The sequence below is a fragment of the Pseudomonas pergaminensis genome (assembly GCF_024112395.2).
In the GTDB taxonomy this organism is placed as follows: Bacteria; Pseudomonadota; Gammaproteobacteria; order Pseudomonadales; family Pseudomonadaceae; genus Aquipseudomonas; species Aquipseudomonas pergaminensis.
Window position 1 is genome coordinate 1511807 of record NZ_CP078013.2, and the last position, 15113, is coordinate 1526919.

The window sequence follows — 15113 nt, forward strand, 5'->3', positions numbered from 1 at the left end:
CCCTAACCCGTACCGTTAGTTGTTAAAACAAAAGTTATATTCTTATTTGTTATAAGAGATGAGGGTGGATGGCGTTGCGCCAAAGCCTAGCAATTGTGTGTCCAATTGAGTCTTCACTGTATCTGTGTGCAGTGTAGGAAACATCCTAAGATTGGGGCTGAAATCCTTAGAGAACTCCCTCATGAGCGACCACCGTCCCTGGGCCCGCGAAGCCATTCGCATCATTGAAGCGGACTTCCAGCGCAGCGCTGACACCCATCTGATCCCCTTGCCGTTGCCGGGTTTGCCGGGTATCGAATTGTATTTCAAGGACGAGTCCAGCCACCCCACCGGTAGCCTCAAGCACCGGTTGGCTCGCTCGCTGTTCCTCTACGCGCTGTGCAATGGTTGGCTCAAGCCGGGTGCGCCGGTGATCGAAGCGTCCAGCGGCTCGACGGCCATTTCCGAGGCCTACTTTGCGCGTCTGTTGGGTTTGCCGTTTATTGCGGTGATGCCAGCCACCACCTCCCAGGAAAAAATCGCACAGATCGCCTTCTATGGCGGTCACAGCCACCTGGTACAGGATCCGACGCAGATCTACGCCGAATCCGAGCGCCTGGCGCGGGAAAGCGGCGGTCACTTCATGGACCAGTTCACCTACGCCGAGCGTGCCACCGACTGGCGGGCGAACAACAACATTGCCGAGTCGATCTTCCAGCAAATGCGCTTCGAGCAACATCCGGAGCCGAGCTGGCTGATCTCCAGCCCCGGCACCGGCGGCACCACCGCGACCCTTGGTCGTTATGTGCGCTACCGCCAGCATTGCACCCGTGTGTTATGTGCCGATGCCGAGCGTTCGGTGTTTTTCGATTTCTATCAGAGTGGCGACGCGAGTTTGCGCCTGGACTGCGGTTCGCGCATCGAAGGCATTGGCCGGCCACGGGTCGAAGCGTCATTCTTGCCCAAGGTGATTGATGCCATGGTCAAAGTGCCGGACGCACTCTCACTGGCGGCCATGCATTACCTCGCCGAGCGGCTGGGGCGACGGGTCGGCGGTTCCAGCGGGACCAACCTGATTGGCGCCCTGGTAGCGGCGCAGCAAATGAAAGTGGCGGGGGAGTCGGGCTCGATCGTGGCGATCTTGTGTGATGGGGGAGAGCGATATGCCACGACCTATTACGATCCGGCCTGGTTGGCGGGGCAGGGGTATGCGGTGGATGGATTGATCGCGGCCGTTGCGGCCAGTGTCGAGCGGGGCGAGGCGTTGCCGGACAGCATTCTGCGCGCCAACATCTAACCTGTAGGGCCCGGCAAGCCGGGCTTCTACAGGGGCAGGTGTCAGGCTTCGAGGCCCAACATATCCCGCGCCAACGCCTCGGCAATCCGAATCCCGTCCACACCGGCGGACAGAATCCCACCGGCATAACCCGCGCCTTCACCGGCCGGGAACAGGCCCTTTACGTTCAAGCTTTGCATCGATTCGTTACGGGTAATCCGCAGCGGCGATGAGGTGCGCGTCTCGATACCGGTCAACACGGCGTCGTACAGCGAGTAGCCCTTGATCTGCTTCTCGAAGGCCGGCAGTGCTTCACGGATCGCTTCGATGGCGAAGTCCGGCAAGGCCAGGGCCAGGTCGCCCAGGGACACGCCTGGCTTGTAGGAGGGTTCCACACTGCCGATGGCCGTGGACGGCTTGCCCGCGATGAAATCACCCACCAGCTGCGCCGGCGCCTCGTAGTTGCTGCCACCGAGGATATAGGCGTGGGATTCCAGGCGTTCCTGCAACTCGATACCGGCCAGCGGGCCACCGGGATAGTCCACCTCGGGGGTGATGCCGACCACGATGCCGGAGTTGGCATTGCGCTCGTTACGCGAGTACTGGCTCATGCCGTTGGTGACCACGCGATTGGGCTCGGAGGTCGCCGCTACCACCGTGCCGCCTGGGCACATGCAGAAGCTGTAGACCGAACGGCCGTTCTTGGCGTGGTGCACCAACTTGTAGTCGGCGGCGCCGAGTTTCGGGTGCCCGGCGTATTTGCCCAGGCGCGCGGCATCGATCAGTGATTGCGGGTGTTCGATACGGAAACCCACCGAGAACGGCTTGGCTTCCATGTACACGCCACGGTCGTGGAGCATGCGGAAGGTGTCGCGGGCGCTGTGGCCCAGGGCCAGGATCACGTGCTTGGAAAGGATCTGCTCGCCGCCATCGACAACCACGCCGTTCAACTGGCCGTCTTCGATCAATACGTCGGTCACCCGTTGCTCGAAGCGCACTTCACCGCCCAGGGCGATGATCTGCTCGCGCATGTTTTCGACCACGCCGGTGAGGCGGAAGGTACCGATATGCGGTTTGCTGACGTAGAGGATTTCTTCCGGCGCACCAGCCTTGACGAACTCGTGCAAGACTTTGCGGCCATGGAATTTCGGGTCTTTGATCTGGCTGTACAGCTTGCCATCGGAAAAGGTCCCGGCGCCGCCTTCACCGAACTGCACGTTGGACTCAGGGTTGAGCACGCTCTTGCGCCACAGGCCCCAGGTGTCTTTGGTGCGCTGGCGCACTTCCTTGCCGCGCTCGAGGATGATCGGCTTGAAGCCCATCTGCGCGAGCAACAACCCGGCAAAGATCCCGCAGGGGCCGAAGCCGACCACGATCGGGCGTTCTGTGAGGCCCTGTGGTGCCTGGCCCACGACCTTGTAGCTGACATCCGGCGCCGGGTTGACGTTGCGGTCATCGGCGAACTTGAGCAGCAGGGCGGCTTCGCCCTTGACGTTCAAGTCGATGGTGTAGATGAAGCACAGCTCCGAGGATTTCTTGCGCGCATCGTAGCTGCGTTTGAACAGGGTGAAATCGAGCAGGTCATCACTGGCGATGCCCAGGCGCTGCACGATGGCAGGCCGCAGGTCTTCTTCGGGATGGTCGATGGGCAGCTTGAGTTCGGTGATTCGTAACATGACGGGATCCGGTAGGCGGCGGGCAAAGAGGCCGGCTGTTTTGCAAACCGGCGATTATAAGCCCCAATGACCGTTTCCCGTCATGTTAAAACAGCGCGGGGCCAAGTCAGTCGTCGCGGGAACCGCCAAACGCGGCGCAACCCCGTTGCACCTGGCCGTTGACGCGCAACTCGGCGGTCATGTGCTGCAGGCTGCCGCTGACCGGGTCGACGCAACGCTGCGGGGCCACCCAGAGTTCGACATGCTGGTTGTTGGCTTCGGTCATCAGGTTGAAGCGACCGTCACCGATCTGTTCTTCCACATACGGCACCGCCAGCGGTGGCTGGCCTTCGCGCTCCAGCACCATGCCCTTGGCCGTGACGTTCATCGCCCAGGCCGGCTTGTGGCCGTTGGCGCGCAGGATCATGCGCTTGAAGTCCGGGTCGTCGCAGGCCGAGGTCGAGCGTTCGACACGATAGAGTTGCTGCAGGTCCACGCTGCCCTGGGTGCCCGTGGCAACCCCAGAGAACTGGCCGCGCAGGTCGGCGAACAGCGCGCCTTGCTGGCCGGCCAGGGAGGCCGCCTCCTGCAGGATGCTGGTGCCGCCGGTGTCGTTGACCACGTAGTTGCGTTGGTCATTGCACGGTTGGAACAGCAGTTTGCCACCGACCGCCGTGAGTTCGCCCTGCATGCGGGTCAGCCCGGCGAGAGACGGCTTGGCCGGCTCGCTTTCGAACATCTGGCAGGCGGCGAACAGGGGGAGCAAGGCAAACAAAGCAAGGGTATGGGCGGCACGCATTATCGGTCTCCAGACAAGTGCCGCCACGTTACGCAGGCCGGCGCTGCATCACAACCCCGCTCGCCAGCTTCAGTCTATTCTGACAGCCCAACCTGTTCAGCCAACGATAAACGTCTGACCGGTTTGCAGGCCTTCCACGCTTTTGGCGTAGGCCAACGCCACGTCGGCGCCGGGAGCCGGTTTGTAGCCGCGGAAGTAGGGTGCATAGCTGTCCATGGCTTCCAACAGGACAGTCGGGCTCACGGCGTTGACGCGCAGCCCGCGTGGCAATTCGATCGCCGCCGCTTTCACAAAGGCGTCAATGGCGCCGTTGACCAGCGCAGCCGAGGCGCCGGTGCGGATCGGGTCGCGGTTCAGAATGCCGCTGGTGAAGGTAAACGAGGCGCCATCGTTGGCGTAGTCGCGGCCGATCAACAGCAGGTTGACCTGGCCCATCAGCTTGTCGCGCAGGCCCAGTTCGAAGTCGGATTCGTTCATTTCCGGCAAGGCCACGAAGTTGACGCTGCCCGCTGCGCAGATCAGCGCATCGAACCTGCCGGTTTGTTCGAACAGTTTGCGGATCGATGCGCTGTCGCTGATATCCACCTGGAAGTCGCCGCTGTTGCGGCCGATGCTGATCACGTCGTGACGCTGAGCCAGTTCCGCCTTGACCGCCGAGCCGACGGTGCCGCTGGCGCCAATCAATAGGATTTTCATGGTGCTGTTCCTCCAGGGGTAAGTGAGGGTTCAGTCTAGAGTGGCTTTTCCGATGGATAAACGCGCTAATAGGCAACCTTTGGTTTTCAAATGGAAACAATCCATGAGCGAGATGGATGACTTGGCGGCGTTTGCCGTGCTGATCGACGCTGGCAGTTTCACCGTGGCTGCCGAGCAACTGGGCTGCAGCAAAGGGCAGTTGTCCAAGCGTATCAGCCAGTTGGAGGCGCGGTTTGCCGTGGTGTTGCTGCACCGCACCACGCGCAAACTCAGCCTGACCGCCGCGGGTGCGGCGTTGCTGCCCCAGGCCCAGGCATTGGTGGTGCAGGTGGATCGCGCCCGTCAGGCATTGGCCCGGCTCAAGGATGATCTGGCAGGGCCGGTGCGCATGACCGTTCCGGTGTCGCTGGGCGAAACCTTCTTCGACGGCTTACTGCTGGAGTTTTCCAAGCAATATCCCCAGGTGCAGATCGAACTGGAGCTTAACAACAGCTACCGGGACCTGGCGCGGGACGGGTTTGACCTGGGGGTGCGCTTAGGCGCGATCGAAAACGAGCGTCTGGTGGCCAAGCCGTTGCTGGCCTGGCATGAGATGACCTGCGCGAGCCCGGCTTACCTTGAACAGCATGGCGAACCCCAGACGCCGGCCGACCTGGCCGGGCATACCTGTTTGCTTAACAGCCACTACAGTGGCCGCGAGGAGTGGCTGTACCACCAGCAGCATGAATTGCTGCGGGTGCGGGTCAGCGGCACGTTCGCCTCCAACCACTACAACCTGTTGAAAAAGGCCGCGTTGGTGGGCGCCGGTATCGCGCGCCTGCCGTCCTACGTGCTGCCGGCGGAATTGGCTGACGGCCGTTTGCGCTGGCTCCTGCGTGACTATCAGACGCGGAGCATGCCGATGTACCTGGTGCATCCCTATCAGGGCGGCCTGCCACGTCGCACCCAGGTGTTGGCCGACTACTTGGTGGATTGGTTCAAGCGCAGCGGCGAGGCACTGGACCGGCTCTAGGCGTAGCGACGGGCGATCAGGTGATCGATGGACAGGCGTCCTGGCCCTTTGGCCACCAGCAGCAACAGCAGCGCAATCCAGGTGCCATGGGTCGGGTAGGCGTCTGGGTAGACGAACAGCTGAATCACCAGGGTCATGCCGATCAGGGCCAAGGCCGAAAAGCGCGTGGCGAAGCCCACGAGGATTAGCACCGGGAAAAAATGCTCGGCAAACGCAGCCATATGCGCCGCCACTTCCGGCGACAACAACGGCACGTGGTACTCGCTGCGAAACAGCGGCAATGTCGAGGCTGCCAGTTTCGGTTCGCCGAATTGGAAGGTGCCGCTGATCAAATCAACGGCAAAGCCTTCAACTTTGGTTTGCCCGGATTTCCAGAACACGGCGGCAATGGAAAAGCGCGCGACAAAGGCGATCAGGCTGTAGGGGATTTGTTCGAAAAGCGCGATGAGCCGTTTGATCAGGCACGAGGGGCGAGTGTTCATGGCGATACCTTTTGTTCCAGGTGCAAATGAGTGAGGGTGTTGTGGCTGATCAGCAGCGTCAGGCATTGGTGCAGGTCAAATTCGGCGGATGCTTCCAGCGCATGCTCCACGGCGGTTCCCAATGTGTTGCCATGCGCCAGGCTGTTGATGAACGCCACCGAGCCAGGGTCGATGGCAAATACCTTGACCTCCAGCCCCTGGCGCAGCACCAGCGCCCCCTGGGGATGCCAGGGGTTCAGGGTGGCCAGGCCGCCCTCGGTCTGGTGCGCAGCCCACACTGCCACCACCGCGTAGGGTGAATTGAGCGTGGCCAGCGACGGATGCAGGTGCAGGCGCAGGGTCCCCAGGTCGGCTTGACCCTGCAGCGCCAGGAGGACGGCCTGCTGATCCAGTGCCTGGCAATCGGCGGCGTGATAGGCACGGACGCGCAAGCGCTCCAGCCGGGCGATGTCCGCCAGGTAGGGCACGCTTTGCGCGGGTTCAAAGCCTTGGATGAACTCGGCGAGCGCGCCGCCGTACTCACTCATCACCGGGCTGATAGGCGGGTGCGCCTGCACATACAGGCTCGCCATGGCGCGGAAAAACGCCTCGCCCACCAGTTGCAGTGTGACCGGGTAAGCCGCCGCCAATGCGTTGATCAACGAGCTGTGCACATTGTTGCGATACACCGCGAAACGGCTGGCCGGGTCGGCACCATTGCTGCTGAACAGGCCATCGGGGCAGGCTTGTTCCGGTGTCAGCAAGGCTGCAGAGAAGTCGTCGTGAAGGCTCATGGGCTTACCTGCGCCAGATGCCTTTCGGCCTGTTGAGCCTCGGCCAGCAGTACGCTGAATGCCGGCAGTTGGTTGTCACGTTCGATCAGGGTTGGCATCGGGCCGACTTGAGCCAGTACTTTTTCGTACAGCTGCCACACGGCGTTATCAATCGGCGCACCGTGGTCGTCGATCAGCAAGCGATCACCGAGGTTGTCAGTGTCTTCAGCAAATCCAGCCAGGTGAATCTCACCGACGGCGTGCAACGGCAGGCCTTCGAGGTAGGACGCTGGATCGCGCTGATGGTTGATGCAGGACACGTAGACGTTGTTCACGTCCAACAACAAGCCGCAGCCGGTACGACGGATGATTTCGCTGATGAAGTCCGTCTCGTCCAGGGTGGAGCGTTGGAATTGCAGGTAGGTCGACGGATTCTCCAACAGCATCGGCCGCTTGAGGGTGCTCTGTATCTGGTCGATGTGTTCGCACACCCGTTGCAGGGTGGCGCTGTCATAGGCCAGGGGCAGCAGGTCATTGAGGAACACCGGGCCGTGGCTCGACCAGGCCAGGTGTTCGGAAAAAGAGTGGGGTTGATAGCGTTCGATCAGCGTGGCCAACCGCGCCAGGTGCTCCGTATCCAACTGGCCTTCGCCGCCGATGGACAGGCCCACGCCGTGCAATGACAGCGGGTACTGTTCGCGGATCAACCCCAGGTAATGATGAAACGGGCCGCCGGCCACCATGTAGTTTTCGGCGTGCACTTCAAAAAAACCGATAGCGGGCGAGGTCTCGAGCACTTCAACGAAGTGCTCATGCTTGAGCCCCAGCCCGACCCGGCGCGGGAGGCCGGGCGCCTGAGCCTGGGAGATGGCTTGCAGGGATGAAAGAGTCATCATCAGTACTCAGGTTTTGCGAGGGATCAGGACTTGGCGGTGAAGGCAGCTTCCTGGCCGAAGCCGGTCGGCGAGGTGGAGCTTGGGGTCTTGAGGCAGGTGCCGGCGGGGACCAGTTTCCAGGCGTTGGCCTGGTCTTTGGTTTTCGAGGTACCGGCGCACGAAGTGCCGGCGCCCGCGGCGCAATCGTTCTTGCCGGCTTCGGCGACGCCGAAGCATTTCTGCATGTCGTCGGCAGCGTGGGCGGTGGTGGTCAGGGCGGACAGGCTCAAGGCGGAACCAAGGGCCAGGACGAGGGTAGCGGCGGACAGTTTGGTAGTCATGGTGCATCTCCAGCAGTGGGTTGAGTTGGCGGGCTTGAATGCCTGCTTGTACCACTAGAGAGGGGGGGATGGAATTCGTTACACCGGCTTCAAAAAAATTAAAAATTTCGCTTCACGCAAAACAAATGTGGGAGCGGGCTTGCTCGCGAATACGGTATGTCAGTCACTGCATCGTTGACTGATCCACCGCATTCGCGAGCAAGCCCGCTCCCACATTGTTCAAGCCGGTTCCTTCAGCAATAAAACCTTAGCCGCCCAGATATGCCTCACGCACCTTCGGATCGGTCAGCAACTGTTCGCCAGTTCCTTGCATCACCACCCGGCCGTTTTCCAGCACATAGGCGCGGTCAGCAATCTTCAAGGCCTGGTTGGCGTTCTGCTCAACGAGGAACACCGTCACACCGTCCTTGCGCAGCTGTTCGATGATGTCGAAGATCTGCTGGATGATGATCGGCGCCAGGCCCAGTGAAGGTTCGTCCAGCAGCAACAGCTTGGGCTTGCTCATCAGCGCACGACCGATGGCGAGCATTTGCTGCTCGCCGCCGGACATGGTGCCGCCGCGCTGGCTGAAGCGTTCCTTGAGCCGAGGGAACAGGTGCAACACCTTGTCCATCTGCTCCTGGTAATCGCCCTTGTCGGTGAAGAACCCGCCCATGGCCAGGTTCTCTTCCACGGTCAGGCGTGAGAACACACGACGGCCTTCCGGCACCACCGCGATGCTCTTGCGCATGATCTGCGACGACTGCTGGCCCACCAGCTCTTCACCCATGTAGCGGATGCTGCCGCTGTGGGCCTGCGGCGAACCGCACAGGGTCATCAGCAAGGTCGATTTGCCGGCACCGTTGGCGCCGATCAGCGTGACGATCTCACCCTGGCGCACTTCCACGTTGACGCTGTGCAGGGCCTGGATCTTGCCGTAGAAAGTGGAAACGTTTTCGAATTGCAGCATTTTACGCTTCCCCCAAATAGGCTTTGATCACTTCAGGATTGTCGCGGATCTGCTCCGGCGTCCCGTCGGCCAAAGGCGTGCCCTGGTTGATCACCACGATGTGGTCGGAAATGCTCATGACCAGTTTCATGTCGTGTTCGATCAACAACACCGTGGCGTTGTTTTCTTCACGCAACACGCTGATCAGCGCCTTGAGGTCTTCGGTTTCCTTGGGGTTCAGGCCGGCGGCCGGCTCGTCGAGCATGAGGATCCGCGGGCGGGTCATCATGCAGCGGGCGATTTCCAGGCGACGTTGCTGACCATACGCCAGGGTGCCGGCAGGGCGGTTGGCAAACTCGGTGAGGTTGACCTTGTCCAGCCAGTACGCCGCGTACTCCATGGCCTCGCGCTCGCTTTTGCGGAACGCGGGGGTCTTGAACAGGCCGGCGAAGAAGTTGGTGTTCAAGTGACGGTGCTGGGCGATCAGCAGGTTCTCGACCGCCGTCATGTCCTTGAACAGCCGCACGTTCTGGAAGGTCCGCACCACGCCCTTGCGGGCGATCTCGTGACCGGCCAGGCCCTGGATCGGCTGGCCGTCCAGCAGGATGCTGCCACCGCTCGGCTTGTAGAAACCGGTGAGGCAGTTAAATACGGTGGTCTTGCCGGCGCCGTTGGGGCCGATCAGCGCAACCACCTGTTTTTCTTTCACGGTCAGGGCCACGCCGTTGACCGCCAGCAAGCCGCCAAAGCGCATGCTCAAGTTTTCGACTTTCAGGATCTCGCGGCTCATTTGCGCAGCTCCATGTGTGGACGTTGCATGGGCAGCAGGCCTTGCGGGCGCCAGATCATCATCAGCACCATCATGGCGCCGAACATCAACATGCGGTATTCGCTGAACTCACGCATCATTTCCGGCAGCAGGATCATCACGATCGCGGCCAGGATCACGCCCAGTTGCGAGCCCATGCCACCCAATACGACGATGGCGAGGATGATCGCCGACTCGATGAAGGTGAACGACTCGGGGGTCACCAGGCCTTGGCGCGCGGCGAAGAAGCTGCCGGCGAAACCGGCGAACGCAGCACCCAGGGTAAAGGCGGAGAGCTTGATGATGGTCGGGTTCAGGCCCAGTGCGCGGCAGGCGATCTCATCTTCGCGCAGCGCTTCCCACGCGCGGCCGATGGGCATGCGCAGCAGGCGGTTGATCACGAACAGAGCCGCCAGTGCCAGCAGCAGCGCCACCAGGTACAGGAACACCACTTTGCTCACCGGGTTGTAGTCGATCCCGAAGTATTCGTGGAACGTCTGCATGCCCTCGGCGGCGGTGCGGTCGAACGACAGGCCGAAGAACGTCGGCTTGGGGATGCTGCTGATGCCGTTGGGGCCGCCGGTGATATCGGTGAGGTTGCGCAGGAACAGACGGATGATTTCACCGAAGCCCAGGGTCACGATCGCCAGGTAGTCACCGCGCAGGCGCAGCACCGGGAAGCCCAGCAAGAAGCCGAACGTGGCCGCCGCCATACCCGCCAGTGGCAGGCAGATCCAGAAGCTCCAACCCAGGTAATGCGAGAGCAGTGCGTAGGTGTAGGCACCCACGGCGTAGAAGCCCACGTAACCCAGGTCGAGCAGGCCGGCCAGGCCGACCACGATGTTCAGGCCCAGGCCCAGCAACACGTAGATCAGGATCAGGGTGGCGATGTCGACCGCGCCGCGCGAGCCGAAGAACGGCCAGATCAATGCGGCGATGATCAGGGCAATGATGATGTAGCGCTGGGTGCGTGGCAGGGTCAGGAATTGGCTGACCTTTGGCGACACCAACGGCCCACGATTGCCCTTGAACAGGGCACCGACCTGCTGGGTGAACAGCACGCGCAGGAACATCAGCACCGAGCACAGGGCGATGATGGTCAGGGTCACGGGACCGGTGCCATGCACTTCCAGGTTGATGCCGACAATGCTCAGCTTGAGGCCGAGTACGGGGAACGCAACCGCCCAAACCAACAGCGCGCTGAAAAACGCCGATTTAAGATATCTGCTCATACTTTCTCAACCTCCGGACGGCCCAGGATGCCGGTCGGACGGAACAACAGCACCAGAACCAACAGGCCGAACGCCACGACGTCCTTGTACTGGTCGCCGAAGATATCGGCACCAAAGGCTTCAGCCACACCCAGCACCAGGCCACCGAGCATGGCGCCCGGGATACTGCCGATGCCGCCCAATACCGCCGCGGTAAAAGCCTTGAGGCCCACCAGGAATCCGGCGTTGGGGTTGATCACGCCGTACTGCATGCTCAGCAGCACCGCCGCGACGGCTGCCAGTGCGGCGCCGATTACGAAGGTCAGGGCGATGATGTTGTTGGTGTTGATGCCCAGCAGGTTGGCCATCTTGATGTCTTCGGCGCAGGCCCGGCAGGCGCGCCCCAGACGGGAGCGGGAGATGAACAGGGTCAGGCCCAGCATCGCCACCAGGGTGACGACGAAAACCAGGATTTGCATGTAGGAAATCAGGACCTCTTCCGCACCGCCCGGGCCAAAGGAGAAGCTCCCCGGGATCAGGTTGGGGATGGATTTATCCTTGGAGTCCTGGGACAGCAATACGGTGTTCTGCAGGAAAATCGACATGCCGATCGCGGAAATCAGCGGGATCAAACGGTTGCTGCCACGCAAGGGACGGTAGGCAACCCGCTCGATACTGTAGCCATAGGCACTGGTCACGACGATCGACGCAAGGAACGCAGCGGTCATCAACAGCGGCAGGGAGTGGATACCCATCATGGCCAACCCGGCAAGGGCGATAAAGGCCACGTAGGAACCAATCATGTACACCTCGCCATGGGCGAAGTTAATCATTCCAATGATGCCGTAGACCATTGTGTAGCCAATGGCTATCAAGGCATAGGTGCTGCCAATGGTCAGGCCATTAACCAGCTGCTGGAAAAAATGATAGATCTCAGGCATTACAACGCTCCTAAAAACCCGATACGCATTTCACTGGTGGAGTCATGTTCCGGCCCTGTGCTGTGTTCTATGAGCACATTTGCACAAAGCGTTTGCCAGCGAACCGCTGGTGACGGTTTTAAGATTTTCAGGTGAGCCAGCGCCCGGATCGCGGGTGTCAGGCCCATAAACCTCGTAAAACAAAGCCCACTGCTCTCACAGTGGGCTTGTTGGACCAGTAACGCCTGGCTTACTGAGGGGAAACTTCGGTTTTTGGTTTACCGAAGTGCCATTCGTAGACCACAAATTTGAAGTCCTTCAGGTCGCCCTTGGCGTCGAAGCTCAGGTCGCCGGTAGGGGTCTTGAAGGTGCCCGCGTGGATGGCGGCTGCCACTTTGGCGGTGTCTTCGCTCTTCGCAGCGGTAATACCGCCGGCGATCACTTCAATGGCCGAGTAGGCTGGGAACACGAACGGACCGGTCGGGTCCTGTTTGTTCTTGGCGAACTCTTCAACGATGGCTTTGTTGGCCGGGTCGGTGTCGAAGGATTTAGGCAGGGTCACCAGCAGGCCTTCGGAAGCGCCCTGGGCGATTTGCGAGATGGAGTCGTTGCCGACGCCCTCTGGGCCCATGAACTTGGCGTTCAGGCCTTTTTCCTTGGCTTGGCGCAGGATCAGGCCCAGCTCAGGGTGGTAGCCGCCGTAGTAGACGAAGTCGACGTTGGCTTGCTTGAGCTTCTGGATGATCGAGGAGAAGTCTTTGTCACCGGCGTTCAGGCCTTCGAAGACGGCAACCTTGGTGCCTTTTTTCTCGAGGGTCTGTTTAACGGCGGTCGCGATGCCTTCACCGTACTGCTGTTTGTCGTGCAGTACAGCGACGATTTTCGGCTTCACGTGGTCGGCGATGTAGTTGCCGGCTGCCGGGCCTTGGGCGCTGTCCAGGCCGATGGTGCGGAAGATCAGCTTGTAGCCACGTGCGGTGATTTCCGGGCTGGTGGCAGCCGGGGTAATCATGATCACGCCTTCGTCTTCATAGATGTCGGAGGCGGGTTGAGTGGAGCTGGAGCACAGGTGGCCGACCACGAACTTGACGCCGTCGTTGACCACTTTGTTGGCGACGGCAACGGCTTGTTTAGGATCGCAAGCGTCGTCGTATTCCTTGGCTTCAAGCATTTTGCCGTCGACGCCGCCCTTGGCGTTGATGTCGGCGATGGCTTGCTTGGCACCCATGAATTGCATGTCGCCGTATTGCGTCACGGGACCGGTCTTCGGGCCTGCGATGCCGATCTTGATGGTGTCGGCTGCGAACGAATGGCCGGCAACCCCAGCCAGGACCATAGCGGCAAACAGTTTGGAAATCTGCTTAGTAGCCTTATTCATAGTGCTCCACTCTTACTGTTGTATTTTTTATAGTTCTAGCGGCCTTGTGAGCTGCAGAACCGGATCAGATATCTCGGATATCCCCCGGCAGTGCCCTGGCAACTGTACCGGTACAGTGTAGAGCGCCGGTTGATCGCTTGAAAAGCTGGCTGCTGGGGGCAAAACCCGGGTGTGTCGCTTAAATGAAAGAAAAAGACAGAATTGCGGCGAGGTGATGCCAGAGTTTCGGGCAATCCTTGGCTTTCCTGACACTTTCAATCGATGACTCATTTGCAACTGGGTTTTTCCGCAGGGGACACGACGTTATGATTGCGCCGATTTTTTCCCAAGGTGAACTCCCATGACGCAAGAACCTAGCACCCTCTATGCCAAGCTGCTCGGTGAAACCGCCGAAATTTCCTGGAAGGAGCTTGAGCCGTTCTTTGCCAAGGGTGCCCTATTGTGGGTCGACGCTGGCCTGGATTTGATCGAAGCGGCCGAAGGCATGGCCGAGGACAACCGCGACAAAGTCGCTGCCTGGCTGGCCGCAGGTAGCCTTGGCGAAGTGTCTGCGACGCGGGCGCTGGACCTGGTGGAGCGCGATCCGAGCTTGTGGGCGGTGGTGGTTTCGCCGTGGATCCTGATCCAGGAAAGGGCGTTTCCGACGAGCTGAGCACTAAAAAGGTGCGCGATTTTGTGCTTGGAAAGTGTGTAGCGGAGTAACCGCTGGCGCCGTGATGGCATCTTGCCGTGAAGAAAGGTCACAGCTCAGGGTGACGCGCACGTCATGGGAACAGTTTTTCCACGCCTGAATGGGCGGGAGAATTGTTTCCCATTGTTTAAAAAACCGGGTGATTGTCAGGTCGGGACGTAGGAAGCGCTGAAATTCCGGTAAAGTGCGCAGCCTGTTATCTGGAGCCCCTCATGCCGTCAGCGCTGCCTCCTTCAGCAAAACCCTCGCACCAGTTGCTTTACCTTATCTACGGTAAACAAGATGTTTACCGGCGCGAAGCCAAATTCAGCATGCTCACTGCCCTGGCGCAGCTCAAGCCGGGCGAGTCGCTGTGCATCCGGGTCATGACCGATCGTCCCCAGGATTTTATCGGCTGGCCGGTGGAAACCGTAGCGCTGGATGACGCGACCCTGACCCAATGGCAGGGTGAAAACGGCTATCTCCACCGGCGCAAAGCCTGTGCAATTGCCCAAGGGTTGAAGCTGGCGGACAAAACGCTGTTCGTCGACACCGACACGCTGTTCCTCAAGTCCCCTCACCGCGTGTTTGAACTCATCAAGCCTGGCCAGTATGTGATGGACGAGTTCGAGTACGACTGGAGCTACGTCTGCAAGCGCCCGGACTACCTCAAGCTGGGCACGCACCTGCATGCCCAGGGTGTGTCTGCCAGCAACAGCTTCAAGCTCTACAACAGTGGCCTTTGCGGTATCCGTGATACCGACATGCCGATGCTTGAAGCCTCGATCCGCTTGATCGATGAGTGGACCCAGGATTCATTCGATATTCACACCATCGAGCAGGTCGCGATTTCCTTTGCGATGCGCGGCCAGACGGTGCGTGAGTCGAGGAAGTTCGTTCATCACTATTACGCCGACAAGCGCTTTTTCCACGCCATGCACGCGCACTTTTTCAGCCTTCACGGTGAAACCTTCAGCCCCGAACTGGTTGCGCGTTGCCTGGACGTACCGCAGTTCAAGCCAGTGCCGTCAGCCTGGCAGCGGCTGCGCATCAAATGGAAATTGCGCAATCAGCGCAAACACGTGAAAAGGGTGGGGCGCGACCTGCTCTACGGCAGTGCTGCGCCTGAGCATCCCTATTACGACGTGTGTCGACAGGGCTGGTGGGAGTCGGCATCGCGTGAAATGCGCGATTGGGATGAGGCTGAGCAACGGCAGTTCTTCGGCGCCCACAACGCTGGATGGCCGAAGCAATTGCCCCGGCCTGCAAAGTCCGCAGACGAGCGAGCCATCGTCGACTACCTGCGGCAACGCCGGGCCCAGTGAAACTGC

General features: G+C 60.5%; 16 protein-coding genes. 4 read left to right on the top strand and 12 right to left on the bottom strand.

Features of this window, described 5'->3' with window-relative positions; all coding sequences use genetic code 11:
* The first annotated feature begins 181 nt into the window (after nucleotides 1-181).
* On the top strand, nucleotides 182-1276 hold the full coding sequence (locus tag KUA23_RS06790; RefSeq protein ID WP_078047249.1) for a PLP-dependent cysteine synthase family protein: 1095 nt from the start codon (nucleotides 182-184) through the stop codon (nucleotides 1274-1276).
* 41 nt (nucleotides 1277-1317) lie between these two features.
* On the opposite strand, the gene KUA23_RS06795 is transcribed toward KUA23_RS06790, so the two are convergent.
* From KUA23_RS06795 to KUA23_RS06805, 3 genes are all read right to left on the bottom strand, one after another.
* Complete coding sequence (locus KUA23_RS06795) at nucleotides 1318-2931, bottom strand: NAD(P)/FAD-dependent oxidoreductase (protein ID WP_252993621.1); 1614 nt, start codon at nucleotides 2929-2931, stop codon at nucleotides 1318-1320.
* A gap of 106 nt (nucleotides 2932-3037) precedes the next feature.
* Nucleotides 3038-3709, bottom strand: a complete 672-nt coding sequence (locus KUA23_RS06800; RefSeq protein WP_214496495.1) for a COG3650 family protein — start codon at nucleotides 3707-3709, stop codon at nucleotides 3038-3040.
* A 96-nt stretch (nucleotides 3710-3805) separates the two neighbouring features.
* The gene (locus KUA23_RS06805; RefSeq protein ID WP_078047252.1) at nucleotides 3806-4405 is read right to left on the bottom strand and encodes a short chain dehydrogenase; all 600 of its coding nucleotides are present in this window, start codon (nucleotides 4403-4405) and stop codon (nucleotides 3806-3808) included.
* 103 nt (nucleotides 4406-4508) lie between these two features.
* Between KUA23_RS06805 and KUA23_RS06810 the strand changes: the two genes are divergently transcribed.
* On the top strand, nucleotides 4509-5417 hold the full coding sequence (locus tag KUA23_RS06810) for a LysR family transcriptional regulator (RefSeq protein ID WP_078047253.1): 909 nt from the start codon (nucleotides 4509-4511) through the stop codon (nucleotides 5415-5417).
* Here KUA23_RS06810 and KUA23_RS06815 read toward each other — a convergent pair.
* The 9 genes from KUA23_RS06815 to KUA23_RS06855 form a co-directional block, all read right to left on the bottom strand.
* Nucleotides 5414-5899 (bottom strand): DoxX family protein, encoded by a 486-nt coding sequence (locus KUA23_RS06815; protein ID WP_099493764.1) that lies wholly within the window; start codon nucleotides 5897-5899, stop codon nucleotides 5414-5416. The two genes, KUA23_RS06810 and KUA23_RS06815, sit on opposite strands and share 4 nt — an antisense overlap.
* Entirely contained in the window at nucleotides 5896-6672 is a 777-nt protein-coding gene (locus tag KUA23_RS06820; protein ID WP_078047255.1) for an HvfC/BufC N-terminal domain-containing protein, read from the bottom strand. Before KUA23_RS06820 ends, KUA23_RS06815 begins: the two co-directional genes overlap by 4 nt.
* Nucleotides 6669-7547 (bottom strand): MNIO family bufferin maturase, encoded by an 879-nt coding sequence (gene bufB / locus KUA23_RS06825; protein WP_078047256.1) that lies wholly within the window; start codon nucleotides 7545-7547, stop codon nucleotides 6669-6671. The genes KUA23_RS06820 and bufB overlap by 4 nt, the downstream gene beginning before the upstream one ends.
* 23 nt (nucleotides 7548-7570) lie before the next feature.
* Nucleotides 7571-7867 carry a BufA1 family periplasmic bufferin-type metallophore gene (locus KUA23_RS06830; RefSeq protein WP_012722651.1) on the bottom strand — a complete coding sequence of 99 codons (297 nt, stop codon included), beginning with the start codon at nucleotides 7865-7867 and terminating at the stop codon, nucleotides 7571-7573.
* A 247-nt stretch (nucleotides 7868-8114) separates the two neighbouring features.
* Complete coding sequence (locus tag KUA23_RS06835; RefSeq protein WP_010212366.1) at nucleotides 8115-8816, bottom strand: ABC transporter ATP-binding protein; 702 nt, start codon at nucleotides 8814-8816, stop codon at nucleotides 8115-8117.
* A 1-nt stretch (nucleotide 8817) separates the two neighbouring features.
* Complete coding sequence (gene livG, locus KUA23_RS06840) at nucleotides 8818-9585, bottom strand: high-affinity branched-chain amino acid ABC transporter ATP-binding protein LivG (protein ID WP_005785832.1); 768 nt, start codon at nucleotides 9583-9585, stop codon at nucleotides 8818-8820.
* On the bottom strand, nucleotides 9582-10835 hold the full coding sequence (locus KUA23_RS06845; RefSeq protein ID WP_078047257.1) for a high-affinity branched-chain amino acid ABC transporter permease LivM: 1254 nt from the start codon (nucleotides 10833-10835) through the stop codon (nucleotides 9582-9584). Before KUA23_RS06845 ends, livG begins: the two co-directional genes overlap by 4 nt.
* Nucleotides 10832-11755, bottom strand: a complete 924-nt coding sequence (livH, locus tag KUA23_RS06850; RefSeq protein ID WP_003172375.1) for a high-affinity branched-chain amino acid ABC transporter permease LivH — start codon at nucleotides 11753-11755, stop codon at nucleotides 10832-10834. Before livH ends, KUA23_RS06845 begins: the two co-directional genes overlap by 4 nt.
* Before the next feature lie 229 nt (nucleotides 11756-11984).
* Complete coding sequence (locus KUA23_RS06855) at nucleotides 11985-13112, bottom strand: branched-chain amino acid ABC transporter substrate-binding protein (RefSeq protein ID WP_028619258.1); 1128 nt, start codon at nucleotides 13110-13112, stop codon at nucleotides 11985-11987.
* Nucleotides 13113-13452: 340 nt separating this feature from the next.
* On the opposite strand from KUA23_RS06855, the gene KUA23_RS06860 reads away from it, so the two are divergent.
* Nucleotides 13453-13764, top strand: a complete 312-nt coding sequence (locus KUA23_RS06860) for a DUF2288 domain-containing protein (RefSeq protein WP_078047258.1) — start codon at nucleotides 13453-13455, stop codon at nucleotides 13762-13764.
* A gap of 251 nt (nucleotides 13765-14015) precedes the next feature.
* A complete protein-coding gene (locus KUA23_RS06865) occupies nucleotides 14016-15107 on the top strand; it encodes a hypothetical protein (RefSeq protein ID WP_078047259.1) in 1092 nt (363 codons plus the stop codon).
* Nucleotides 15108-15113 lie beyond the last annotated feature (6 nt).

Bases quoted from the DNA above. Each gene is read 5' to 3' on its own strand.
- livG (WP_005785832.1), bottom strand. From the start codon at position 9,585: ATGAGCCGCGAGATCCTGAAAGTCGAAAACTTGAGCATGCGCTTTGGC.
- KUA23_RS06865 (WP_078047259.1), top strand. From the start codon at position 14,016: ATGCCGTCAGCGCTGCCTCCTTCAGCAAAACCCTCGCACCAGTTGCTT.
- KUA23_RS06820 (WP_078047255.1), bottom strand. From the start codon at position 6,672: ATGAGCCTTCACGACGACTTCTCTGCAGCCTTGCTGACACCGGAACAA.
- KUA23_RS06860 (WP_078047258.1), top strand. From the start codon at position 13,453: ATGACGCAAGAACCTAGCACCCTCTATGCCAAGCTGCTCGGTGAAACC.
- bufB (WP_078047256.1), bottom strand. From the start codon at position 7,547: ATGATGACTCTTTCATCCCTGCAAGCCATCTCCCAGGCTCAGGCGCCC.
- KUA23_RS06830 (WP_012722651.1), bottom strand. From the start codon at position 7,867: ATGACTACCAAACTGTCCGCCGCTACCCTCGTCCTGGCCCTTGGTTCC.
- KUA23_RS06835 (WP_010212366.1), bottom strand. From the start codon at position 8,816: ATGCTGCAATTCGAAAACGTTTCCACTTTCTACGGCAAGATCCAGGCC.
- KUA23_RS06790 (WP_078047249.1), top strand. From the start codon at position 182: ATGAGCGACCACCGTCCCTGGGCCCGCGAAGCCATTCGCATCATTGAA.
- KUA23_RS06795 (WP_252993621.1), bottom strand. From the start codon at position 2,931: ATGTTACGAATCACCGAACTCAAGCTGCCCATCGACCATCCCGAAGAA.
- KUA23_RS06855 (WP_028619258.1), bottom strand. From the start codon at position 13,112: ATGAATAAGGCTACTAAGCAGATTTCCAAACTGTTTGCCGCTATGGTC.
- KUA23_RS06800 (WP_214496495.1), bottom strand. From the start codon at position 3,709: ATGCGTGCCGCCCATACCCTTGCTTTGTTTGCCTTGCTCCCCCTGTTC.
- KUA23_RS06845 (WP_078047257.1), bottom strand. From the start codon at position 10,835: ATGAGCAGATATCTTAAATCGGCGTTTTTCAGCGCGCTGTTGGTTTGG.
- KUA23_RS06810 (WP_078047253.1), top strand. From the start codon at position 4,509: ATGAGCGAGATGGATGACTTGGCGGCGTTTGCCGTGCTGATCGACGCT.
- KUA23_RS06815 (WP_099493764.1), bottom strand. From the start codon at position 5,899: ATGAACACTCGCCCCTCGTGCCTGATCAAACGGCTCATCGCGCTTTTC.
- KUA23_RS06805 (WP_078047252.1), bottom strand. From the start codon at position 4,405: ATGAAAATCCTATTGATTGGCGCCAGCGGCACCGTCGGCTCGGCGGTC.
- livH (WP_003172375.1), bottom strand. From the start codon at position 11,755: ATGCCTGAGATCTATCATTTTTTCCAGCAGCTGGTTAATGGCCTGACC.